This is a genomic window from Streptomyces misionensis (assembly GCF_007896895.1).
Taxonomy (GTDB): domain Bacteria; phylum Actinomycetota; class Actinomycetes; order Streptomycetales; family Streptomycetaceae; genus Streptomyces; species Streptomyces misionensis_A.
Map to the genome: position 1 here is coordinate 1 of NZ_VOGW01000006.1, position 21856 is coordinate 21856.

20 protein-coding genes and 1 pseudogene are annotated in these 21856 nt (G+C 71.9%); 6 read left to right on the plus strand and 15 right to left on the minus strand.

Annotated features, from left to right (window positions below):
• The first annotated feature begins 176 nt into the window (after positions 1–176).
• A complete protein-coding gene (locus FRZ03_RS01005) occupies positions 177–818 on the plus strand; it encodes a TetR/AcrR family transcriptional regulator (RefSeq protein ID WP_146463108.1) in 642 nt (213 codons plus the stop codon).
• 63 nt (positions 819–881) lie between these two features.
• Complete coding sequence (locus FRZ03_RS01010; protein WP_146463110.1) at positions 882–2423, plus strand: FAD-dependent monooxygenase; 1542 nt, start codon at positions 882–884, stop codon at positions 2421–2423.
• A gap of 77 nt (positions 2424–2500) precedes the next feature.
• Here the strand turns inward: FRZ03_RS01010 and FRZ03_RS01015 are convergent, their stop codons facing one another.
• The 6 genes from FRZ03_RS01015 to FRZ03_RS01050 form a co-directional block, all read right to left on the minus strand.
• Positions 2501–3349: an MBL fold metallo-hydrolase gene (locus FRZ03_RS01015; protein ID WP_146463112.1), complete on the minus strand. Its 849-nt coding sequence runs from the start codon at positions 3347–3349 to the stop codon at positions 2501–2503.
• Between the two features lie 435 nt (positions 3350–3784).
• The gene (locus tag FRZ03_RS01020; RefSeq protein WP_146463114.1) at positions 3785–4204 is read right to left on the minus strand and encodes an SRPBCC family protein; all 420 of its coding nucleotides are present in this window, start codon (positions 4202–4204) and stop codon (positions 3785–3787) included.
• 44 nt (positions 4205–4248) lie between these two features.
• On the minus strand, positions 4249–5259 hold the full coding sequence (locus FRZ03_RS01025) for an aldo/keto reductase (RefSeq protein WP_146463116.1): 1011 nt from the start codon (positions 5257–5259) through the stop codon (positions 4249–4251).
• Positions 5260–5443: 184 nt separating this feature from the next.
• Positions 5444–5836, minus strand: coding sequence for an SDR family NAD(P)-dependent oxidoreductase (locus FRZ03_RS01030; RefSeq protein WP_146463118.1), 393 nt, complete (start codon positions 5834–5836; stop codon positions 5444–5446).
• A gap of 490 nt (positions 5837–6326) precedes the next feature.
• A complete protein-coding gene (locus tag FRZ03_RS01035) occupies positions 6327–6794 on the minus strand; it encodes a MarR family winged helix-turn-helix transcriptional regulator (RefSeq protein ID WP_146463122.1) in 468 nt (155 codons plus the stop codon).
• A gap of 1054 nt (positions 6795–7848) precedes the next feature.
• Complete coding sequence (locus FRZ03_RS01050) at positions 7849–8778, minus strand: NADP-dependent oxidoreductase (protein WP_146463129.1); 930 nt, start codon at positions 8776–8778, stop codon at positions 7849–7851.
• Between the two features lie 89 nt (positions 8779–8867).
• Between FRZ03_RS01050 and FRZ03_RS01055 the strand changes: the two genes are divergently transcribed.
• Positions 8868–9248: a winged helix-turn-helix transcriptional regulator gene (locus FRZ03_RS01055; RefSeq protein WP_146463132.1), complete on the plus strand. Its 381-nt coding sequence runs from the start codon at positions 8868–8870 to the stop codon at positions 9246–9248.
• Positions 9249–9290: 42 nt separating this feature from the next.
• Here the strand turns inward: FRZ03_RS01055 and FRZ03_RS01060 are convergent, their stop codons facing one another.
• The gene (locus tag FRZ03_RS01060) at positions 9291–10223 is read right to left on the minus strand and encodes an alpha/beta fold hydrolase (RefSeq protein WP_146463135.1); all 933 of its coding nucleotides are present in this window, start codon (positions 10221–10223) and stop codon (positions 9291–9293) included.
• A 190-nt stretch (positions 10224–10413) separates the two neighbouring features.
• Between FRZ03_RS01060 and FRZ03_RS01065 the strand changes: the two genes are divergently transcribed.
• A complete protein-coding gene (locus FRZ03_RS01065) occupies positions 10414–11004 on the plus strand; it encodes a TetR/AcrR family transcriptional regulator (protein WP_146463137.1) in 591 nt (196 codons plus the stop codon).
• Positions 11005–11022: 18 nt separating this feature from the next.
• Here FRZ03_RS01065 and FRZ03_RS38730 read toward each other — a convergent pair whose 3' ends face one another.
• The 3 genes from FRZ03_RS38730 to FRZ03_RS01075 form a co-directional block, all read right to left on the minus strand.
• Positions 11023–11163, minus strand: coding sequence for a hypothetical protein (locus tag FRZ03_RS38730; RefSeq protein ID WP_186785209.1), 141 nt, complete (start codon positions 11161–11163; stop codon positions 11023–11025).
• Positions 11164–11317: 154 nt separating this feature from the next.
• Positions 11318–11548 (minus strand): hypothetical protein, encoded by a 231-nt coding sequence (locus FRZ03_RS01070; RefSeq protein WP_146463139.1) that lies wholly within the window; start codon positions 11546–11548, stop codon positions 11318–11320.
• Positions 11549–11653: 105 nt separating this feature from the next.
• The gene (locus FRZ03_RS01075) at positions 11654–13624 is read right to left on the minus strand and encodes an eCIS core domain-containing protein (RefSeq protein WP_186785210.1); all 1971 of its coding nucleotides are present in this window, start codon (positions 13622–13624) and stop codon (positions 11654–11656) included.
• 297 nt (positions 13625–13921) lie between these two features.
• Here FRZ03_RS01075 and FRZ03_RS01080 point away from each other — a divergent pair, with 297 nt between their 5' ends.
• Entirely contained in the window at positions 13922–14329 is a 408-nt protein-coding gene (locus tag FRZ03_RS01080) for a hypothetical protein (RefSeq protein ID WP_261398451.1), read from the plus strand.
• Between the two features lie 212 nt (positions 14330–14541).
• Here FRZ03_RS01080 and FRZ03_RS01085 read toward each other — a convergent pair whose 3' ends face one another.
• From FRZ03_RS01085 to FRZ03_RS01100, 4 genes and pseudogenes are all read right to left on the minus strand, one after another.
• Positions 14542–15207, minus strand: coding sequence for a TetR/AcrR family transcriptional regulator (locus tag FRZ03_RS01085; protein ID WP_146463144.1), 666 nt, complete (start codon positions 15205–15207; stop codon positions 14542–14544).
• A 16-nt stretch (positions 15208–15223) separates the two neighbouring features.
• Positions 15224–15982, minus strand: a complete 759-nt coding sequence (locus FRZ03_RS01090; RefSeq protein ID WP_146463145.1) for an SDR family oxidoreductase — start codon at positions 15980–15982, stop codon at positions 15224–15226.
• A 175-nt stretch (positions 15983–16157) separates the two neighbouring features.
• A pseudogene (locus tag FRZ03_RS39955) lies at positions 16158–16286 on the minus strand (aldo/keto reductase); the annotation flags it as partial.
• A gap of 212 nt (positions 16287–16498) precedes the next feature.
• A complete protein-coding gene (locus tag FRZ03_RS01100) occupies positions 16499–17566 on the minus strand; it encodes a zinc-binding dehydrogenase (RefSeq protein ID WP_146463147.1) in 1068 nt (355 codons plus the stop codon).
• 251 nt (positions 17567–17817) lie between these two features.
• Between FRZ03_RS01100 and FRZ03_RS01105 the strand changes: the two genes are divergently transcribed.
• Positions 17818–21030 carry a bifunctional cytochrome P450/NADPH--P450 reductase gene (locus tag FRZ03_RS01105; protein WP_146463149.1) on the plus strand — a complete coding sequence of 1071 codons (3213 nt, stop codon included), beginning with the start codon at positions 17818–17820 and terminating at the stop codon, positions 21028–21030.
• A 49-nt stretch (positions 21031–21079) separates the two neighbouring features.
• Here FRZ03_RS01105 and FRZ03_RS01110 read toward each other — a convergent pair whose 3' ends face one another.
• Positions 21080–21703: a TetR/AcrR family transcriptional regulator gene (locus tag FRZ03_RS01110; RefSeq protein WP_146463151.1), complete on the minus strand. Its 624-nt coding sequence runs from the start codon at positions 21701–21703 to the stop codon at positions 21080–21082.
• Positions 21704–21856: the final 153 nt, after the last annotated feature.

The following is a 21856-nucleotide window of genomic DNA, read 5'->3' on the forward strand; positions in this document are numbered from 1 at the left end:
GTCGGCACCGCCGCCGTCGACCGCTTCCTGCGGCCGGTCGCCTGCCAGTCCTGGCCCCGGCACCTGCTCCCGCCCCCCTGCGGGACGACAACCCGTGGAAGGTCCCGCAGCGGAGCTGAAAAATTGCCGAAGCGGAAAGATTGCCGAAAAGGCAAACTTGAATCTAGGGTGCTCGCATGGCATCCGCAGACGAGGACCGCGCCACCGAGCAGCCCGGGCTCCGCGAACGCAAGAAACGGCAGACCCGGGCCGCACTGAGCCAGGCGGCGATCCGGCTGTGCGTCCTGCGCGGCTGGGCCGATGTGACGATCGAGCAGATCGCCGCCGAGGCCGGCGTCTCCGTGCGCACCTTCCGCAACTACTTCACGGGCAAGGCCGAGGCGATCGCCGCCGGGCACGTGGAGCGGATGCTGCGCGTCGCCGACGAACTGCTCGCCCGCCCGGCCGGCGAACCGCTGTGGGACTCGCTGCTGCACGCCGTCCTCGGCCAGTTCGTGCCGGCGGGCGCCGCGGCGGCGCCCGCGCCGCACCACGACCGCTGGCGCGAGGGAGTGCGGCTGATGCTCACCGAGCCCGCGCTGGCAGGCGAGATCGTCAAGGCCAACGCGGCCGCCCAGCAGGCACTGGCCGGTGCCGTCGCACGACGCACCGGGACCGACGCCGAGCACGACCTCTACCCGAAGCTGGTCGCGGCGGCGGTCGCGGCCGGCACCGCGGTCGCCGTCGAACACAGCCTGCGCGCCGAGGAGACCGCGCCGCTCGGCGCCGTCCTGGCCCAGGTCTTCGCGCAGCTGTCCGCCGGCCTGCCCGTCCCCTGATCCGACGCGCGGGCCACCGGCCTTCCGCGGCACCTCTTCCCTCCATCGCAAGGAGACCCGACCGTGACAGCCGACGTGATCATCGTGGGAGGCGGCCCCAACGGGCTGATGCTGGCCTGCGAGCTGAGCCTGGCCGGCATCCGCCCCCTCGTCCTGGAGCGGCACGCGGCGCCCGCCACCGAGCCCAAGGCCAATGGACTGCTGGGCCAGGTGGTGCGCCTGATCGACCACCGCGGCCTGTACGAGCCGCTCGGCGGCGGCGCGGAGCCCCCGGAACCCAACTCCGCCTACGTCATGTTCGCCGCCATGGGCCTCGACCTCGGTCTGCTGGCGCGGAGCCCCGTCTTCGGCCTGGCCGTCCCGCAGCACCGCATCGTCGAGGTCCTGGAGCGGCGCGCCCTCGACCTCGGCGTCGAGATACGGCGCGGCCAACGGGTCACCTCCGTCGCCCAGGACGAGGACGGCGTCGCGGTGGAGGCCGAAGGGCCCGACGGCGTCCGGCGGTTGCGCGCCCGCTTCGTGGCCGGCGCGGACGGCGCGCACAGCGTGATCCGCAAGCTGTCCGGCATCGGCTTCCCCGGCGTCGGGTACGACCGGCGCACCAACCGCTCCGCCCACGCCACCGTGCCGGCCGACTGGATCGACCCGGCGAGCGGCGCGCTCGTCATCCCCGGCCACGGACCGGTGCTGCCCTTCCTGCCGCACCGCACCGACCGCGGAGGCTTCTCCTACGCGCCGTTCCCCGGCCTGCCCCCGCTCATCAGCACCACCGAGTGGGACCAGCCCCCCGGCACCGGGCCGATGAGCCTGGAGGAGATGCGGGCGAGTGTCCACCGGGTGCTCGGCGTCGAGGTGCCGCTCGGCCCGCCCACCGGGCCCGGCCCGCATGTGCTGCGGCGGCTGGACGGCGGCAACACCCGGGTCGCCGAACGGTTCCGCGACCGCCGGGTCTTCCTCGTCGGCGACGCCGCCCACGTCTACGCCTCCGGCGGCGGTCCGGGACTGAACCTGGGCCTCCAGGACGCCGCCAACCTCGGCTGGAAACTCGCGGCCGCGCTGCACGAGACCGCCCCGCCCGGCCTCCTCGACACCTACGACACCGAACGCCGCCGGGCCGCCCGCCGCATGGTGCTCAACGCGCAGGCGCAGTCCGCACTCGACGCGCCGGGCAGCGACACCACCGCCCTGCGCGAACTGTTCGCCGAACTGCTCACCCACGAGCAGGTCGTCGGCCACCTCGCCGCCCTGGTCGCGGGCAGCGACGTGCGCTACGACATGGGCCTCGCCGACCCGCACCCCGCGGTCGGCCGCTTCGCCCCCGAGCTGGAGCTGGTCACCGCGACGAAGAAGGTCCGGCTCGCCGAACTCGCCAGGAACGCCCGCCCGCTCCTCCTCGATCTGACCGAGGAGCAGTCGCTGGCGAAGTCCCTGGGCGATGACGGCGACGCCGTCGACCACGTCGTCGCGCGGCGCGGCCCGGAGGGCCTCACCGGACTGCTGGTCCGCCCCGACGGCTATGTCGCCTGGGCCGGCGACTCGCCCCGCCCCGACGACACCGACCTCGCCGGGCTGCGCGCGGCCGTCCGCCGCTGGTTCCGGCCCTGAGCATCGGCGCTCCGGGCCGCCCGCCCCGCCGAGGGCGGGCGGCCCGGCTCCCGGACGACGCCGCTCGCGCGTTCCGGTCAGCGGGGGCCGTCGTCCAGGGCGAAGCGCAGATAGCGCTCCGCGGAGCGGCGGACGGCCTCCGACCCGCCGTGGGTGACCACCCGTCCCCAGAACGCCCCGTAGACGCGCGCGAACTCGAAGGGTTCGACCAGGGCGAGCGCGCGGCGGATGGTGCGCGGCCGCTCCGGGACGAAGTTGGGGATGCTGTACATGAAGCTCACCCACCGGCGGTCCGCCACCACCATGAAGATGTCGCCGCTGAACAGCGCGCCCCGCCCGTCCGGGTCGTCGGCCCAGTGCAGCACGGTGCCCCCGGCGAAGTGCGTGCCCGCGTTGATCAGCGTCAGCCCGTCCGCGATCCGATGGGTGTCACCGGACCAGTACTCGACCACCCCGTCGGGCCGGGGGACCCACTCGCGGTCCGCGGCGTGGACGTAGACCGGGGCGTCGAAGGCGCGGCCCCACTCGGTCATGGTGCCGTAGAAGTGCGGATGGCTGACGGCGATCGCGCTGATCCCGCCCAACCGCTCGACCTCGGCGGCGAGTTCGTCGTCGAGGTAGCCCAGGCAGTCCCACAGCACGTTCCCGGCCGGCGAGCGGATCAGCAGCGCGCGCTGGCCGATCCCCACCGCCGGCTCCGTGCCGACGCCGATCACCCCGGGCCCCTCCTCCTCCAGCCTGCCGCGGTGGCCCTCGGCGCGCAGTTCGGCGAGGCTGGTCCACTGCTGGCCGTCCCAGCCGACGTACTGGCGTTCGTCCAGGCAGACGGGGCAGTCCTCGCGCGGTTCCGCGTACTGCACCGCGCAGGTGCGGCAGATCGGCAGCTGCCGCCCCCGCACCGGCGAGGGTCGTTTCGACGACGGCATGGGAACCTCCGGTCGGTGGGTGTCGATGACGTCTCGTGACCCGGAGCCTAGGAACAGGCGGGCGCCGGGCGCGTCGGTCCCCGGTCGCGTCGCCGTTCGGTCCTTGGCCCTGGGCCGAACGGGGACCGCGCGGTGGCGGCTCACCGGATCGGCGAGTCCAGGAGTGCAGGGCCGTGCGGCCACGCGCCCAGACCACGGGCGGAGTTCGGGTGCCCGTGCGCGACCACGGTCTGCCACCGTTTCCTCGGCCGGCCCTCGTGGTCCCGGAGGCGTCTGACGCGGACTCTGCGGGAAGCGGCCGGACGATGGACACGTGCCGGCGGGGCCGGCCGCAGGGGACACGGGGACCACGGCTGCGGGCCCACCGCGGCCCGGGTACGCGGGGTGCGTGCCCGGGCTGTGCGGTCCGGTGCCCGACGGGCCGGCCGGTCCGTGTCAGGCGGCGAGGGTCTCGTGCAGGGCGTCGAGGCCGTCGCGGTAGATGCCGGTGAAGAGTTCCACGACCTGGTCCTCGGTGGCGCCGTCGGGGTTGAAGCGGCCGGACCACTGGACCTCGGCGGCGTTCTCCCGCCCGGGGATCGCGTGGACCCGGATGGTGGAGACGTAGCCGTTGACGGGGAAGGGCGCCTGGAGGATGGCGTAGCTGTAGTGGCGCTCGGTCTCGTTGAAGTCCACGAGGCGCTCGATGATGACGTCGCCCTCGGGGTTCTTCAGCCGACGGACCCGGCCGCCTTCGAGCGGGGTGCTCTCGGGGATGTAGGGGAGCCAGTCGGGCAGGGCGTCGAAGCCGCCGATGAGGCTCCACACCTTCTCGGGGGAGGCGGGCACGGTGCGGCTGACGGAGGTGGAGGCCATGGTCTTTCTCCGGGATTCTGGTACTGGCGTGAGGACTTCGGGGATCAGGCGCCGTTGGGCAGCGGGGCGGCCGGGCTGACCAGACCGGCGGCGCGCAGGTCGTGCCAGAACGCGGCGGGGACCGTCTCGTTCAGTGCGGCGACGTCCTCGGCGATCCGGCTCGGGCGGGTCGCGCCGGGGACGACGGCGGCGGCCACCGGGTGGGCCAGCGAGAACTGCAGCGCGGCGGCCTTGATGCCGACGCCGTGCTTGGCGGCCAAGGCCTTCAGGCGCTCGACGCGCTCGACGATCTCCCGCGGGGCCTGCTGGTACTCGAAGTGGGCGCCGCCGGCGAGGATGCCGGAGCTGTAGGGGCCGCCGACGACCATGTCGACGTTCTGCTCCTGGGCCATCGGGAGCAGGCGCTGGAGGGCGTGCTCGTGGTCGAGGAGGGTGTAGCGGCCGGCCAGCAGGAACCCGTCGGGCCGCGGCTCGTCGAGGGCCAGGGTCATCTCGATCGGCTCGGTCTTGTTCACACCCAGGCCCCAGGCCTTGATGACGCCCTCGTCGCGCAGGCGGGACAGGACGCGGAAGGCGCCGGTGCGGGCCTCCTCGAACTTCTGCACCCACAGGTCGCCGTGGAAGTCCTGGGCGATGTCGTGGACCCAGACGATGTCGAGACGGTCGACGCCCAGGCGCTTGAGGCTGCCCTCGATGGAGCGCTCGGTGGCGTCGGCGGTCCACTCGTGGACGATCTTGTTGGGGTTGCCGTGCTCGAAGATCCCGCCCTTCTCGCCGAGGTCGCGGGCGCCCTCCTCCAGTTCGTCGAGGATGACGCGGCCGACCTTGGTCGACAGGACGTAGGAGTCGCGCGGCTTGGTGGAGATCACCTGGCCCAGGCGCTGCTCGGAGAGGCCGGCGCCGTAGAAGGGGGCGGTGTCGTAGTAGCGGATGCCCTGGTCCCAGGCGGCTTCGACGGTGGCACGGGCCTCGTCGTCGGGGATCGCGCGGAACATGTTGCCGAGCGGCGCGGTGCCGAAGCCGAGCTTGCCGGGGAGGATTTCCTTGAGCGACATGATGGTGCCTTTTCGATCAGTGGTGCCGGGGGTACTGGCACCCCGGCGTGGGGGGAGGCCGGAGCGGAACGGACGCCCCAGCGCTTGGCGCCTGCAATAGATGCAGGAGCGTTTTACGAGTAAAGACAATAATTGCAGACGCCTTGTAATGCAAGTGGTGCCCCCACCCCCTGTCGCACCCGTCTCAGGGGAAGATCGTGGGCACCAGACCGCCGTCGACGCCGAGCGCCCTGCGCGTGGTCGCCGAGGCCTGCTCCGACGCCACGTAGGTGATCATGGCGGCCACCTCGTGGGGCCGGATGAGGCGGATGTCGGCCTCGGGCGGTTTCCGGATCAGCTCGGCCGTCCCTTCGGCCGTCCCCACGTCGGCCGTGATGCCGCGGCCGCCGATCCGCTTCGCCGTCTCGGCGACACGGTCGGCGTTGCGGCCGATGACCACGACGTCGGCCCCGGCCGAGGCGAGCGCCTTCGTGGTCGCCTCTCCGATTCCGGCCGTCGACCCGGTGACCAGCGCGGTACGTCCACTGAGATCGATCTGCGTCGGGCGAACACCTCTTCGGGAGTGGTCGCGGCCCATCGGCGGCGGGTCGCGTCTGTTCGTGCCTACGCCGCCCCGGTGTCCGTTCGGACCTCGGTGCGGTTGGACTCGGCCCATGGCGTGCGGCGGCCCGTGCGGTCGATGCGGTGGTGGGTCAGGGCGCCGGCGGCGACGCGCCTGCCCTGGTGCGGGGCGGCGGACGGGTGCCGCCGGGGGCGAGGGTGGCCGAGGGGACCGGTCCGGGGAGGCTGCTCCGGCTCCCTTTCTCGCGCCACTTCGGAGGGGTCGCGGGCCGCGCCACGGCTCGCAGGGCCGGGCGGTCGTCCGCGCCGACGCGCTCCACGTCCGCCGGCGCGCTCCACCCCGCCGGTGGGCGCCATGGGCGGCCGGAACCGACTCGGGTGGCCGTCGGAGCCGACCTGGGCGGCCGGAACCGACTCGGACGGCTCCATGAAGAATCCCCGCCGGACCAGGGGACCGCGCGGGGAACTAGCCCATTCGGGTGCTTTTGTGTGTGCTCACGCCCGGACTACTGCCGACGCACCGGAACGTCCAGCGCCTCCACGGCCTCGACCAGCGGGGTCAGGTCGGGGTTCTTCGCGGCCTCGTCGAGCGCCTCCCGGAGGGCGGCGTCGTTGGTCGGCCGTGCTTCCTCCAGGAGCTTCAGGCCGGCTTCGGTGACGTCGGTGTAGATGCCACGGCGGTCGGTCGGGCACAGGTACCGGGAGAGCAGATGGCGGTCCTCCAGGCGGCTGACCAGGCGGGTCGTGGCGCTCTGGCTGAGCACGACCGCGTCGGCGACCTGCTTCATCTGCAGATGCCCGCCTTCGCCGTCGTGCTGGCGGCTGAGCACGTCGAGCAGCGAGTACTCCCGCACGCTCAGGTCGTGCCGGGACTGCAGGGCGCGCTCGATGTGCGCCTCGATCTTGCCGTGCAGGAGGGAGAGGGCGCCCCAGCCGCTGGCGAGAGCGGTGAGTGCGGGGTCCGTGGCGGTCATGGGGTCCGGGTCTCCTTCCGGGGAGGGCTGAGATACAGGATAAGCCATGATTTGAAATATGCGCTAGGGTCAATATAAGGCGACTGCAAGTATCTGTTGCTGCGCGCATCTGTCCGTGGTGCGGCGGCCATGGCGTCCCCGCCGTTCGCCCCACCCTCAGCACCGCCGAGTTCGGTCGGCTCCCGATCCGGCGAGACGAGATGGTGGCCGCTGGTCGTCGCCGTCGAACGCGTCGTGGACGCGACGACGGCGGTCCGGGTGCGCGCCGGACACGGCGCGCCGTCGCCGGACCCAAACGAGGTCGGCCAGGTCGCTTCACCCGCGGTGCACTGTCGCGGGCCGTGCGCCGGCCCGGGGCGATCACGCGGGCGCGTACGGCACCGCAGGAGCGGGTGAACGGCGTGCTCGGACCCCTGTGCCAGGAGGTCTCGGCGGCCTGGCGAAGGCTTCCCTGCGGAGCCACGGAAGCCGTGCGAGAAGGCCGTGAGCGGGCCTCTTCCGCCCAGCCGGTGCCCGCGAGGACGCCGGCCTTCCCCGCGCGGCACGGCCGGGAGCCCGACGACGGGCCATCGGCGTCCGCCGGGGTGCCCGGCCGTTCCGGGCGGCGCGTGCGGGACAGGGTGAGAACGCCATAGGAGACGAGCGCGACGCCGAGGGGCGCGGGAGCCGCCCACGGTCCGTGGCGCGGCGATTCCCCGTAGAGCGTCACCCCGAGGAGGAAGCTGACCGCGGCGTCCCCGAGCGTGAGGGCCGGCTGGGAAGCGGTCAGCGGGCCCGCCCGCATGGCGTACCCCATCAGGACGCCCGCGTGAGGACGGCCAGGGACGCTGCCCGGGCCGCGCCGTGAGGGCGGCGCAGACCCGTCCCGACGGCACCCCGGCTCTGAACCACGCCGGCGCCGCACTGCCGCCGGCATACGGTGCTCGGCCCGCCGGCCCCTGACCTCGGTCGTGCCGTGGGCCGGCGCGCCGCAGCGCCGCCATGAGCGAGCCGTTCGCGGGGCGAGGATCATCCGGCGGCATCCGCCCCGCGTGGCGCCTTCCCCACGAGGGGATCAGACCGTGAGGACGAGCTTGCCCCGGAGGTGACCGCCTTCGAGCAGCCGGTGCGCGTCGGCGACGCGCTCGAACGGGAACGTCTCCTGCACGTGGACCCGGAGCCTGCCTTGCTCCACGAGATCGACCAGACCTCGCAGCGCGACCGGATCGGGGTCGACCGCGATGCCGCTGAAGCGCAGGCCGGCCGCCGCGTACGCGGCGGCGAGCGCAGCGTCCTCCTCGGCGACCGCCGTCACCAGGTGACCGCCCGGGCGGAGCACGCCGAGCGACCGCTCGACGGTGTCGCCGCCGATCGTGTCGAGCACGACGTCGATGTCGCGGACCGCCTCGGTGAAGTCGACCGCCGTGTAGTCGATCACCTCGTCGGCGCCGAACCCCTCGACGAACTCCCGCTTGCTCCCGCTGGCGGTCGCGATCACGTACGCGCCGAGCGCCTTCGCGATCTGGATCGCCACGTGGCCGACCCCGCCGCCACCGCCATGAACCAGGACGCGGTCACCCGCGGTCACGCCGGCGAGGTCGACGAGGCCCTGCCAGGCCGTCAGCCCGACGATCGGCAGCGCCGACGCCTCGACGTGGGAGAGCGACGCGGGCTTGCGCGCCAGGTGCAACGCCGGCGCCGACACGACCTCGGCGTACGCCCTCGCCGCCCGCGGGAACAGCGGCATCCCGAACACCTCGTCACCGGGTCGCAACCGCCATGTCCCCGGCGCCTCCTCGACCACGCCGCTGATGTCCCAGCCCAGGACGAACGGCGGCCGGCCGAGCAGCGGGAACTCGCCGGCGCGCAGGCGCGCCTCCAGCGGGTTCAGCCCGATCGCCTTGACGCGGACGAGGACCTCGCTCGGAAGGGGCTGGGGCTCGGGCGCGTCCACGACGGTGAGCACCTCGGGACCGCCGAACGTCTGCTGGGTGATGACTCGCATGACTCTCCTGGCTCGGGAGGGGGGAGAGAACCCAGGCTATGGATCCGACAGGAACCAGCGGGTACCTACGGCGCACGTACCTTTGACACATGAACGGTTTCCGTCCCGGTGATTTCTTTCTCGCCGACTGCCCGGCGCGGCTGGCGGTCGAGCTGATCGCCGACAAGTGGACGGTGGTCGTGCTCTACGGCCTCAGCGAGGGCCCGGTGCGCCATGGCGAGCTGATCGAGCTGATCGGCGGCATCTCCCGCAAGATGCTCACCCAGACGCTTCGACGGCTCGAGGCGCACGGACTCATCCGCCGCCACGCCTACGCCGAGGCGCCGCCCCGCGTCGAGTACGAACTCACCCCGCTCGGGGCGACGCTGATCGATCCGATCCACATGCTGACCGAGTGGGCGAGGGCGAACGGCGACGCAGTACTCGACGCGCTCGACGCCGCCCCCGATCCGATCACCCCCGGCGGCTGAGGCCCCGGCGAGAGACGGCCCCTCCATCGCTTCCGCCGGGTCTCAGTCGTCCTCGGTGATGAAGTCGGCCAGCGCGGCGGCGACGGCATCGGGCTGTTCGTCGGGGATGAAGTGTCCCGCGTCCGGCACGACGATGCTGGTGGCGTGGTCGGCCCACGGCCTGATGGAAGCCGCCATGTCGGGGATGGAGCCGTGGCTGCTGGAGATCCCCAGGACCGGGACCGTCAGGCGCTGCTGGTCCAGCGCTTCGTGGTTCTTCCGCGCGGACTCGGCGGCGTCCCGGTAGTAGGCCAGGGATGCGCGGAGTCCGCCGTCGGCGGCCACGGACGCGGCGTAGTGCTCGATCTCGGCGTCGTCGAAGGTGTCGGGGGAGAGGGCCTTGACCTTCAGGAACCAGCCGACGTACTCCCGTTCACGGCCGGCGAGCAGCGTCTCGGGCAGGTCGGGCACGAGGTGGAAGGCGAAGTGCCAGGTCTTCCACGCCCGCTCGGGGTCGGTCGGAATGGCGTCGGGAAGCGTGATGCCCGGGATGCCGGCGTCGAGCAGCGCCAGACCACGCAACTCGTTCTGGTGTGTCAAGGCGAGGGAGAAGGCGACCCACGCGCCGATGTCGTGGGCGGCCAGCCAGTACGTCGGGACTCCGAGCGCCTTGACCGCGGCGTGGACGTGCGCGGCGACCGTGTGCGTGTCGTAGCGGATGTCCGGGCGTTCGGAGTGGCCCTGGCCCGGCAGGTCGATCGCGATGACGCGGAACCGGTCGGCCAGGTTCGGCATCACCTTGCGCCATGCCCACCAGGTCTGCGGGAACCCGGCGAGCAGCACGACGGCCGGAGCGTCCATCCGGCCGCCCTCCACCGCGTGCAGCCGGACGCCGCCCGCGTCCACCCAACGGTGGATGAAACCGGCCAGGTCGGGCAGCGGCAGGTCGCGGACCGGGTTGCCGGAGACACGGGGGGAGCTTGCGGGGTCGTTCATGGTTCTCCTTCACGTGCGTCGGTGACGCTCAGACGCCGGCCGCGAGCACGCGGTGGGCGTGTTGCCGCGCTGTGTGGTCCGCGGAGTATCGGGCCACGATCACGCCTTCACCCTACCCCATCCTGAACTGATCGGTTCAAGATGGGATGATGGTCTCACCGAGAACGCAGAGCACGAGGGAAGTGCCGGCATGGCAGGCAAGAAGCAGTTCGACGTCGACACGGCGCTCGATGCCGCGATGATCCAGTTCTGGCGGGCCGGCTACGCGGACACCTCCGTGGACGACCTGTCCCGGGCGACCGGGCTCAACCGCAGCTCCATCTACTCCTCCCTCGGCGACAAGGACACGCTCTTCGTCCGCTGCCTGGAGCGCTACGCCACGCGCTACGGAGACAAGTACGACGCCGCGCTGTCCCGCGCCGCCGACCGGCCCCTGGCGGCCGCGCGGGCGTTCTTCGACGTCACGCTGGAACGCATCGCGGACCCCGGCCTGCCCGACGGATGCCTGGTGGCCCAGACCGTCATGGCGACGCCGGTGCTGAGCGCGAGCGTCGCGGCGCGCGCACGGGAGGCGATCGGCTTCCAGCACACCCGGCTGCGCGCCGCGCTGAAGGCCGGCCGGCTGCCCGACGAGGCGGCCGAGTCCTTCGCGGCCCACCTCGCGGCCGTGAACCAGTCCCTCGCCGTCATGAGCAGAGCCGGAACGAGCCCCGAGCAGCTCCGCGCCGTCGTCGACGTGACCCTCGACGCCCTCGCGCGGACCCTCGGCGCGACCGACTGAACAGTTGGGACACCGGCACTACTCCTCCGGCTCGCACTCCATCCGCCATGTGTGTGCCAAGCGCCCGGCCGGGCCCCGCCCATGGCGCAGCAGTACGTCGGCCTCGTCGCCGAGGAGTTCGCGCCCCAGGGCGGGGAACCAGCCGCCGCGCAGGCTCACGCCGGCATCGGCGGCGCGCCAGAACCAGGCACGTGCCTCCTCTTTCCGGCCCGCGGCGGCCAAAGACCGGCTGCTGCCTGCAGCGCGTCGGTGTCGCCCCGGGCGGCCGCACGTTCGTGCCGGGGGAGCGCGTCGTCCAAGCGGTCCGCCGTCGTCAGCCGGTCGGCAGCCCACCGAAGCACCGCATGGCTCCCGTCGGCCGCCGCGCGTTCGCACCAGAGCTGCGCTTCGAGGAAACGCGCTCACCCGCGCGCCCGCCTGCTTCGGCCGCGCGCCCGTACCAGGCCAGGGCCTCCTCCAGACGCCCCTCCGCGGCCGGCCGGACACCGGCCCGGCGCAGCGCCTCCGTGTCGCCCAACTCGGCGGCAGCCAGCGTCCGCTTCATGCTCGATCAACTGCGCGCCCACCTCTGACGGGTGGCCGGGCCTGCGGGCGGCTCCGCGTCCGCGGGCCCCCGCACGCGGTCGACTGCGCTCCCCGCCGAGTGCCCTCACTCCTTCTTGTACTTCGGGGACTTCCCCTCGTTGAGACGCTGGACCAGGTCGAAGGCGGCGAGGGCGATGGGAAGGAGGTCCGCGGTGGGCACCCGCTCCTTCATCCGGCGAAGCTCGGCCACCAGGGCGACCTCCTCCTTGCCGGGCTTGCCCACTTTGTCCTCCACCGTGCCCAGCGCGCCGAGGGAGCCATGGATGTGCTCCCAGTCCGCGCGGTGGCCGGAGACCTGTTCCTTCTCCTCGTCGGTCAGGTGCTTGTAGTTGCGCAGAAGGTCCTTGCCGACCGGTATGCCCTTCAGCCATTCGGCGCGGGTCAGCGGGATCTGCCTCGTCTCGCGGCTGCCGGCGTCCCCGTGCGCGACCGGCTTGTTGTACAGGGGCTCGCTTCCGTCCTCCGGGAGACCGGCCGCTCTGAGGGCGAACGCGGCAAACATGTCCGGATGCTCGCGGAAGTGACTTCGCAGCGGGTCGGGCAGCAGCGTGAAGTTGTGGGCGAAGGAGGTGCGGGACATCAGACCGCCCGCGATCGACTTCGAGTTCGGATTGACCTCCAGGTTGGAGCCGTACGAAAGGTAGCTGCCGATCAGGGTGATCAGACCGACCAGCCCGGCCGTCGGCTTCTTGCCGGTGATCTCTCGGGGAAGTTTCTCGGCCTGCTCCTCGGCCCGCCGGCGGATCCCGTCGATCGAGGCGACGGAGTCCCGGTGCAGATCTTGCTTGGCCTCCTTGCGCTGTTCGTGCTTGGAGCGACCGATGATGCTGGGAGCCTTGGCCGGCACATTGAGGTACTTCACCAGCCGGGGCAGCTCGGCCAGCTTGAAGCCGCCGGTCATCTGCGGCTCGTAGAGGAGAGCGCCCCGCAACGGGAACACCACCATCCCGGGCAGTGCCGTGAAGCTGCCCGAGTCGACCTCTTCGAGCGCGAAGGACTCCTCGTCCTTCCGGCTGTCCAGGGCGGTCGACAGGGCGGTGATCTCCTTCATCACCCGGAGGAGCTGATCCTTCGTCGAGAGCGGATCGGTCACCCATTCCAGGGCCGAGCCGCCCGTCGGGCTGACGTCCGAGGTGAGCCGGTAGTCGGTGCCACTGCCGAGGGTGCCCATCTTGGGGACGTCGCGGCCCCGGAGGGGGGTCTCCCGGATCCGGTTGTTGTGGAGCAGCGCCGGAACGGCGTCGGCCGCGTGCCGCTTGTAGCTTTCGAGGTTCTCCCGCTTCGCCCGCGCGATCCGCGCGCTGCCCTCGGGGGTGAGCCGGAACTGGTCGGGATCGCCCCCGGGCAGCGGCGTGAGCCATTTGCCGCGCAGATCCTCCCCGGAGTCCTGTTCGGCCGCGTCCCGGAGGTCGCTGTACTGCTTCCGGTCGGAAATCTTCCAAAGGATCTTCGCGTCGATGACGGCGTCACGTTCCGAGACCTCGGCCTGGTAGTCCCGCTCGTCCTGGTCGGTGAGGCCGTTGTGATCCCGCACCTGCCACTGCGACTCGAACTCGAAGCCGACCCGGCGCTGGATCGCGCCCGCGTCCGCGCTCCCGTGCTCCTCGCCCTCCGCGGCACACCGGTGGACGCTTTGGCCGCGCGCGACCCGAGCCCCGACGTCGGACGCCTCGCGCTCCCACCTGCCGTTCGGATCGCTGAGGCCGCTCGGCGCGTCGCGCTGGGTGGTGTGGTGGATCTCGTGGGCCATCGTCTCGACGTCACGCAGGACGCTTGCGTTCTGGACGACGATGTTGTCGCCCACGGTGTACGCCTTGGCGTCGATGCCCGCGGCGGCCTGCTCGTCGACCGACACCCTGATGTGGCCGAGACCGATGCCGAACGCGTTCTCCATGGACGTACGCATCCCGGTCGGCAGCCGCCTGCCGCCGCGTCCGGCCGTGCTCGCGGCCTCCCGTACGGCGTCCGGCCCGCTCGACCCACCGCCCCCGGAGGCCTGGGCGACGGCGCCCTCGTTCCGCTGGCGCGCGATCATGCGGGAGACGGCGGCGTTCCCGATCGAGCCTTGCAGGGCGCCCGGCGATCCCGCCGGAAGGGGACCGGTGACACGAACGGGACCGCGTGACCCGGTCTGTTCGCGGTCGGGGTCGCGTCGGGACTCTGTGGCACGCCGCATGAGGAATCCGTTCGAACGAGCGCTGTCGCATCGGTCTCGAGAAGCGACCATCTCCCAGGGGCTTTCGAAGAGAAAGGCCGAAGAGGGCAGACCCGGGGTCACGGTGCGCTGCCCTTGCGGACGCAGCGGGGATACGCCCCCGCCGAGGTCCGGGGCTTGGCCGCGACCGGTCCGCAGGCGCGTCTCCACGACCTGACCGGCGGCCGGCCGCTCCTGGTGGACCGAGCCCACCGCCTGCATGAGGAACTGGGCGACCCCGACGAGGTGTTGCGCCGCCTGGCCGGCCTCCGCACGGACCGGGCCGAGGCCCGCGGATTTGCCGAGGCGACCGGCGTGTACTCGGATCCGCTGCCGGCCGCCGGGTACAGGGCCCTCGACGACGAGTTCAAGGGCGGCCTCCTCGACCCGGAGGGCGCGGTGACCGCCGTCGCGCTCAAGATCGATGACGAGGACGGGGCACGGTGGATCGTCAACTGCCTCGACACCCTCCAAGTCTTCGACCGCGAGGACACCCGGTTGCGCCTGGAACCGGCGCTCCGCGAGTGCGTGGCGCTGAACGGGTGACAGAGCCGGCACGTGAACCGTGACCGGACACGACCGTGGCGATCACGCGAGTGCCGGTCGCGGTTCCGCAGGGGGCGGAGGACCTGTTGCGCTGACGAGCGCAGCGCGTGTCAGGAGGCCGCGCGGAGAGAACGGCCCCTTGCTGTCGTGCAGAAGGGGCCACACCCGGAATTCACCATGGCGGTCGCACCTGTTCGGGGCCACTGCCGGGGTCAGCTTTCCGGCGCGTTCCACAGTTCCTGGAGCTCTCCCCAATGCGGTCCCGGGCCGTGCAGGGCCGCGGGCGGGCCGGGGGCCGGGGTGCGCAGCCCGGCGAGGACCACGTCGAGGTAGCGCAGGTGCAGCGCGGTGGCACGCTCGCCGGTGACGGGGATGCGAGGGGTGAGGTGTTCGAGTAGCAACGGGATGTCGGCGGACGTGAAGTCGGCGCGCAGCATCCCCGCTCGGTGGGCGCCGTCCACCAGGTCGTCCAGGGCGGCACGCAGCCGCTCCGCCACGGCCAGCACCTCGTCGGTGGCCGGCAGCCGGCCACCGACCAGAGGAAGGAGCGGACCGCCTGTCCCCTGGACGGTCAACGCCTCGCGGAAGAAGCGAACGAGGGCGGCCCAGGGGTCGGGCTCCTCGCCGAGCGCCGTGCGCGCCTGCGCGACGAGTTGCTCCATCCCGGCGATGCGCATGCGCTGGGCCAGCAGTTCCTTGCTGGGATAGCGGCGGTAGAGACTGCCCATGCCGATCCCGGCGCGGCGGGCGATCTCGGAGACGGGGGCGTCCCAGCCGCGCTCGGCGAATACCTCCCGCGCGGCCTGGAAGAGGCGGGCGTCGTTGCGGTCCGCCTCCCGCTGTCGGCCTCGGGGTCTGCCTGTGTACGTGTCACCCATGGCGCGGCATTCTCCCTCAGCGGCGTCCCACGCCGTGCCCGCCGTCGACGGTGACGACAGTCCCGGTGACGAATCCGGCGTCATCACCGGCGAGCATGGCGATCGCCCGGGCCACGTCCTCCGGTTCCGCGACCCGCCCGAAGGGGGTGTGCTCGGCCAGGCGCTGCTGGAACTCGGCCGGCTGCCCGGCGCTGGCCTCGGTGCGCACGAAGCCGGGGGCCACGACATTGACATTGATGCCGAGCGGGCCTGCCTCATAGGCGACGAAGCGGGCGAAGGTGTTCAGCGCTGCCTTGGCGGTGCCGTGCGCGGCCATGCCCACGGTCGGCGGGCCGTCGGCCACAGCGCTGGAGACGTACACGATCCGGCCCCCGCCCTGGGCGCCCATGACGGCCAGCGCCTGCTGGGTGAGCGTGTACACGGACGCGAGCTCGTTCGTCACCTTCGCATGGAAGTCCTCCCAGGACAGGCGGGAAAGCGGGGTCGGAGTGAAGCGGGCGCCGGCGTTGCAGACGAGGACCTCCAACCGGCCGTCGACCGCGGAGCGCTCCAGCAGGCCTGCCGCCTGCCGGGGGTCGTGCACATCGGCCTGCACGGCGAAGGCGTCGCCGCCAGTGGCCTCGATCTGCTTGACGACCTGGTCGGCGGCCTCACGGTTCGAGAAGTAGTTGACAGCCACGCGGTACCCGCGGGCCGCCAGCTCACGCGAGGTGGCCGCGCCGATACCGCGGCTGCCACCGGTGACGAGGGCGGTCGGCTTGCTCGTCGTCTTCATGTGTCCTCCGCTTCGGCAGAACGATATGTCCTTCAGCCAATCTATCGGAGCGGAGCGCTCCGCTCAATCTCGGCAGTTGTACGGCGGATGACGAACGCGAGTTCTCGACCATGGCCCCGACGCGTGAGGCGTGTGCGGCCGACGGCCTGCGACATGGCCGCCGGTCCGGGTCGCCGGTGTTCTCCTCGACGCGGGAGAGGCGTCGTGTGCCGGGGGTCGGGACGATCGACGGGTGCTGGGCGAGGAGCCAGGCGAGGGCGACCTGGCCGGGTGTGGCGCCCTTGGCCTGGGCGAGCATCGCGACAAGGAGGCGACCTGCTCCCACGGGACCCGGTTCCGCACGATGATGCGGATGACCGTCGGAGCGGCCTGACCGCATCGTCGCGCGGAGGGCGCAGCCGCACTCGCGAGCAGCCGGTACCGGGTCATCGACCGACAGTGAACGCGGAGTCGTGCGCGGTGACCGTCACCGCACGCCGAGTCGCCTCAGGGTGCGGTGACGCGCGAGGCGGGGCCTCAGGGGGTGAGGACCAGCCGGATCGGGTCGCCGATCTTCTTCTCCAGGCGGGCGACGGCGTCGGCCGCCTCGGACAAGGGAACGTGGGCGGTGATGGAGGGGGTCAGGTCGAGGCGACCGGCGGATGCCAGGCGGATGAGCTGCTCCACGTGGTCGTCGCCGGAGCCGTAGTGGCCGCGGATCTGCTGGGTCTGGAAGCAGAAGTCGAGGCTGTCGGCGACGGTGAGGGGGTCGGGGGTGAGACCGACGAGGACGAGGACACCGCCGGGGCTGAGTGAGGCAGTGGCCTGGGCGCGGGCGGTGGCGACGCCGGCGAAGTCGAACGCGGCGTGCACGCCCTGTCCGGCGGTGGCCCCCGCGATGGCCTGGGTGAAGTCGGGTGCCGCCGGGTCGAGCGCGAAATCGGCGCCGAAGGCGAGGGCGCGCTCACGTGCGGTGGGCAGTGGGTCGACCGCGATGATCGGCGCCGCGCCGACCAGGCGCGCGAGTCGAACGGCATGGGCGCCGAGGCCGCCCGCGCCCCAGATGCCGACCGCCTGGGCGGGCCGTACGGTGCCCGCCTCGACGATGGCTGCGTAGGGGGTGGACACGGCGTCGGGGATGATCGCGGCCTGGTCGAAGGGCAGGTGGTCGGGGAGCGGGACGAGGGTGTCCTCGCGGGCGAGGGCGTACTGGGCCCAGCCGCCGTCGTAGTCGACGCCGCGGGTCAGCGGCCGCTGGCAGGTGCGGCGGCGTACGCAGTCCTCGCACTCCCCGCATGCCTGCCCGGCCTGGAGGACGACCGGCTGACCGGGCGCCCAGGCGCCCCGGACGTCCGGGCCGAGGGTGTGGACCACGCCGGCGACCTCATGGCCGAGGGTGACGGCGGCGCTCTCGCGTACGGCGTCGACGGGGAAGAACGGGCTGATGCTGCCGTCGATCAGGTGCACGTCGGACAGGCAGACGCCGGCGGCGCGTACCTCGACCAGTACCTCTCCGGGGCCGGGTACGGGCACGGGAACCTCTTCGACCGCGAAGGTGAGGGTGTCCAGGTGGAGCCGTCCGGCGAGCATCGTGCTCGTGCGCATGGCGGAAACCTCGATTCGTTCGGTGGGGGCGGTGGCGATTCGCTGCGGTCGAGTTTGTCGATCGACCATGTCGCCCTACCTTGTCGATGGACGAGGTCGCCGTCAAGCGAGTCCGAACGGGACGTTCGCGGGCTCCCTTTAGTTCTGTCGAATGGTCGTGTCATTCGACACAATCAATCGATTTTGTCGAGTGACAAAGTCGCTTGTACGTTTGTGGGAGACCGATTGATGCGGAAATGAAAGGCACGCTCATGACCCAGCCGTCCGTCCTCACGGCCCAGCCGGTGCCCGAGCGCCCGGCCCTGCCCTTGGTCGGCCACGCCCTCATGCTTCCGAAGGGCTTCGCCGCGACCGTCCACATGATGAAAGAGGTCAAGGAACTCGGGCCGGTCTACCGGATCCGCGCCTTCGGGACCGAGCTGGTGATCGTGGGCGGCCTGGATCTGGTGACGGAACTGGCCGACGAGTCCCGCTTCCGCAAGAACGTGCACCCTGAACTGGTCGACATCCGCCAGTTCGCCGGGGACGGCCTGTTCACCGCCTTCAACCACGAGCCGAACTGGCAGAAGGCGCATGACATCCTCATGCCGGCGTTCTCACTGGGCGCGATGCGCGACTACCACGCGACGATGCTGCGGGTCGCCCGCTCCCTGATCGGCAAGTGGGACCAGGCCGCAGGCGGGCGTGCCGTGGACGTCCCCGGGGACATGACCCGCCTGACCTTCGACACCATCGGTTTGTGCGGCTTCGACTACGACTTCGAATCGTTCCGCCAGGACGACCCGCACCCCTTCGTGGAGGCCATGACGCGGGCCCTGGCGTTCACCCAGGCCAAGGGAGAGTCCATTCCCGGCTCGGAGCGCTTCCGGCGGAAGCGCTCCGAGCAGTTCCGCCAGGACGTCAAGCTCATGACGAACCTCGTCGACGAGGTCATCCGGCAGCGCAGGCGGTCCGGCGACACCAGCACCGGCGATCTGCTCGGCAGGATGCTGCACACCCCGGACGCCCGCACGGGCCGGCCACTGGACGATGTGAACATCCGCAACCAGGTCATCACGTTCCTCATCGCCGGGCACGAGACGACCAGTGGTGCCCTGTCCTTCGCCCTGTACTACCTGACCAAGCACCCGGAAGTGCTCGCGCGGGCGCAGGCCGAGGTCGACGGCCTGTGGGGCGACGCGGAGGCGCCCGACCCCGACTACGGTGACATCGGCAAGCTCACCTACATCCGCCAGGTGCTCAACGAGAGCCTCCGGCTGTGGCCGACCGCCCCCGCCTTCGCGGTGGAGCCCCTTCAGGACACGGTCATCGGCGGCAAGTACGCCGTCCGCAAGGGCGAGACGCTGATGGTCCTCACCCCGGCTCTGCACCGCGACCCCGCCTGGGGTGAGAACGTCGAGCTGTTCGATCCCGAGCGCTTCACCCAGGAGCAGGAGGAGAAGCGTTCCGTCCACCTGTTCAAGCCGTTCGGTAACGGTGAACGAGCCTGCATCGGACGCCAGTTCGCCCTCCACGAGGCCACGCTTCTGCTGGGCCTGCTCGTCCACCGCTACCGACTGATCGACCACACCGACTACCAGCTGGAGATCAAGCAGACACTCACCCTCAAGCCCGACGACTTCACGCTCAAGCTCGCCCGGCGCACCACCCAGGAGCGCCGCCGGGCCGCCGTGACGGTGAGCGAGACGACGGCGGGACAGAGCGCGGGTACGGCCCGGCGGGCCTCCGGCACCGCACTCACCCTGCTGCACGGCTCCAACCTCGGCACCTGCGCCGGCATCGCCCGCGACCTGTCGGACGAAGGCGAGGAGCGCGGCTTCACTTCCTCCGTGGCGTCCCTCGACGACGCCACCGGGAAGCTGGATCCCGCCGCCGGTCCACTGGTGATCGTGGCCGCCTCCTACAACGGCCGACCCACCGACGACGCCGCCGCATTCGTCGCCTGGCTGGAAGATCTGGAGCCCGGCTCGCTCGCCGGCCTCCCGTACGCTGTGCTCGGCGTCGGCGACCGCAACTGGGCCGCCACCTACCAGCGGATCCCCACCCTCATCGACGAACGCCTCACGGCGGCCGGCGCCGTACCCATCCTCGCCCGTGGCGCGGCCGACGCCTCCGGAGACTTCGCCGGAACGGTCGACCGCTGGACCACAGACCTGTGGAACTCTCTCCTCGAGCGGTACGGCGACGCCACGGTCGACGCCGCTGCGGCCGCCGAGCCTGAGGAGGACCAGGGCCTCTACGAACTGGAGGACGCCACCGACTCGGTCATCGGCGGCCTCGCCGCCCGGCACGGCGTGCAGCCCATGGAGGTCCTCGATGCCTACGAACTCGTCGACACCGATCACGAACTCGGCCGCTCCAAGCGCTTCCTTCGCCTTCGCCTGCCCGAGGGCGTCACCTACCGCACGGCCGACCACCTGGCGATCCTGCCGAGCAACCCGGAGGCACTCGTCCAGCGGGTCGCCGCCCGCTTCGGACTCGACCTGGACCGCACGGTCCGCCTGCGCGCCCGGCGCCGCAGCCGGGGTGCCCTGCCCGTCGACCGGCCGCTGACCCTGCGCCGCCTCCTCACCGACTTCGTCGAGCTCCAGGACGCCGCCACCCCGGAGCAGGTGGCCGTGCTCGCCGAGTACACCGCCTGCCCGCCCGAGAAGCAGCCCCTGGTCGCCCTCGCCACCGCCGAGCCCGAGGACTTCCGTGAGCAGGTGACCTCACAGGGGCGCAGCCTCTTGGACCTCCTGGAGCAGTACCGCGCCTGCGAGCTGCCCTTCGAACACTTCCTGGAGCTGGTGCCGGTCCTGCGGCCCCGTCATTACTCCATCTCCTCCTCCGCCGAGGCGTCGCCCGGCGAGGTGGACCTGATGGTGTCGCTCCTTGCCGCGCCCCACCGCTGCGGCGAGGGAACCTTCCGCGGCATCGCCTCACACTATGTCCGGACTGTGAAGGCCGGTGACTTCGTCCAGGCCAGGGTGCTGCCGTGCAGCGACTCCTTCCGCCTCCCCGAGGACCCGTCCGTCCCGGTGATCCTGGTCAGCGCGGGCACCGGCCTCGCGCCCTTCCGCGGTGCGGCCCTCGACCGGCACCACAGGGGGGCCACCGGTACCCTGCTCTGCTACTTCGGCTGCGACCACCCCGCCGTCGACTACCTCCACCGCGAGGAGTTCGAGCTGGCCGAGGCCGCCGGCGCCGTCAGCATGCGTCCCACCTTCATGCACGCGCCCGTCGACGGTGTCCGCTTCGTCCAAGAGCGCATCGCCCGGGAAGCCGACGAGGTCTGGGCCGTGCTGGAGGCCGGGGGCAAGGTCTACGTCTGCGGCGACGGGCGGAGGATGGCGCCCGCGGTGCGCGAGGCGTTCATGGCGATCTGCCGCGAGCGAACGGGCGCGGACGAGGGGGAGGCGGCAGGCTGGCTGACCAGCCTCGTCGAGTCCGGTCGCTATGTCGAGGACGTCTGGGCCGGCTGACCGGCTCCGCGGAGAGCTACGGCCACGGATGTGCGGGCGCCCGTGGCCGTCAGCTGATCGGGACGTCCGGGAGTTCGAGCTTGCCACCGGCCAGCGCGACCGTCGCAGCGATCAGGGCTCGCAGCCCCGTGTTGTCAGCAGGCTCCCCCGGGGCGTAGAGACGTTGCATCGTCAGGCCGTCGATGCCGGAGAGGAAGAACCGGGCGACAAGGCCCGGGGGCTGAGCGAGGACATACCCGGTGCGGGACGCGGTCTCGGCGAAGATGCGCTCCGTGACCTCGGTGACCTGCTGATAGTGGGCCGTACGCGCTTCGGAGAGACCAGGAGTGCGCAGGGCCAGCATGGCCAGCTCCGTCAGCAGCTGGTAACCGCTCGCCTCCACCTCGACCGTGCGCCACAGGGCGCCGGCCATCGCAGCGATCGTCTCCTCGAAGCCCGCGTCCTGCGGAGCCGCCCGCTCGACCTGCGCGATCAAGTCCCCGGTCAGCTGCTCCATGACCGCCCGGTAGAGGTCCTCCTTCGTGCCGAAGGTGTAGTGGACCGTCGCCTGGGCGACACCAAGCTCTGCGGCGATGGCACGCGTACTGCCCGCGGTCACGCCTTCCCTCGTCATGAGAGCGATGGCCGCTTTGATCAGCTGGGGTCGGCGCTCGGCCGCGGAAACATGAGCCACTCGTTCGACTATACCGACTTAGTCACTGGACCAAGTCGTTCCTGGGGGCACCCCGCTGGATGGTGCTGGGGGGACCTCCACCTCGGCACGGCGCACCTGACGCTGGGGCACAGCCTCCGCCACGCAAGGAAAGGGCGCGGGGTCCGCTCCCGC

Excerpts from the sequence above, each read along its gene's own strand:
- FRZ03_RS01030 (WP_146463118.1), bottom strand. The coding sequence starts at position 5,836 with ATGGGCCGCGACCACTCCCGAAGAGGTGTTCGCCCGACGCAGATCGAT.
- FRZ03_RS01020 (WP_146463114.1), bottom strand. The coding sequence starts at position 4,204 with ATGGCCTCCACCTCCGTCAGCCGCACCGTGCCCGCCTCCCCCGAGAAG.
- FRZ03_RS01075 (WP_186785210.1), bottom strand. The coding sequence starts at position 13,624 with ATGATCGCGCGCCAGCGGAACGAGGGCGCCGTCGCCCAGGCCTCCGGG.
- FRZ03_RS01100 (WP_146463147.1), bottom strand. The coding sequence starts at position 17,566 with ATGCGCACGAGCACGATGCTCGCCGGACGGCTCCACCTGGACACCCTC.
- FRZ03_RS01090 (WP_146463145.1), bottom strand. The coding sequence starts at position 15,982 with ATGAAGACGACGAGCAAGCCGACCGCCCTCGTCACCGGTGGCAGCCGC.
- FRZ03_RS01005 (WP_146463108.1), top strand. The coding sequence starts at position 177 with ATGGCATCCGCAGACGAGGACCGCGCCACCGAGCAGCCCGGGCTCCGC.
- FRZ03_RS01070 (WP_146463139.1), bottom strand. The coding sequence starts at position 11,548 with ATGAAGCGGACGCTGGCTGCCGCCGAGTTGGGCGACACGGAGGCGCTG.
- FRZ03_RS01035 (WP_146463122.1), bottom strand. The coding sequence starts at position 6,794 with ATGACCGCCACGGACCCCGCACTCACCGCTCTCGCCAGCGGCTGGGGC.
- FRZ03_RS01055 (WP_146463132.1), top strand. The coding sequence starts at position 8,868 with ATGAACGGTTTCCGTCCCGGTGATTTCTTTCTCGCCGACTGCCCGGCG.
- FRZ03_RS01050 (WP_146463129.1), bottom strand. The coding sequence starts at position 8,778 with ATGCGAGTCATCACCCAGCAGACGTTCGGCGGTCCCGAGGTGCTCACC.
- FRZ03_RS01065 (WP_146463137.1), top strand. The coding sequence starts at position 10,414 with ATGGCAGGCAAGAAGCAGTTCGACGTCGACACGGCGCTCGATGCCGCG.
- FRZ03_RS01025 (WP_146463116.1), bottom strand. The coding sequence starts at position 5,259 with ATGTCGCTCAAGGAAATCCTCCCCGGCAAGCTCGGCTTCGGCACCGCG.
- FRZ03_RS01105 (WP_146463149.1), top strand. The coding sequence starts at position 17,818 with ATGACCCAGCCGTCCGTCCTCACGGCCCAGCCGGTGCCCGAGCGCCCG.
- FRZ03_RS01015 (WP_146463112.1), bottom strand. The coding sequence starts at position 3,349 with ATGCCGTCGTCGAAACGACCCTCGCCGGTGCGGGGGCGGCAGCTGCCG.
- FRZ03_RS01085 (WP_146463144.1), bottom strand. The coding sequence starts at position 15,207 with ATGGGTGACACGTACACAGGCAGACCCCGAGGCCGACAGCGGGAGGCG.
- FRZ03_RS01060 (WP_146463135.1), bottom strand. The coding sequence starts at position 10,223 with ATGAACGACCCCGCAAGCTCCCCCCGTGTCTCCGGCAACCCGGTCCGC.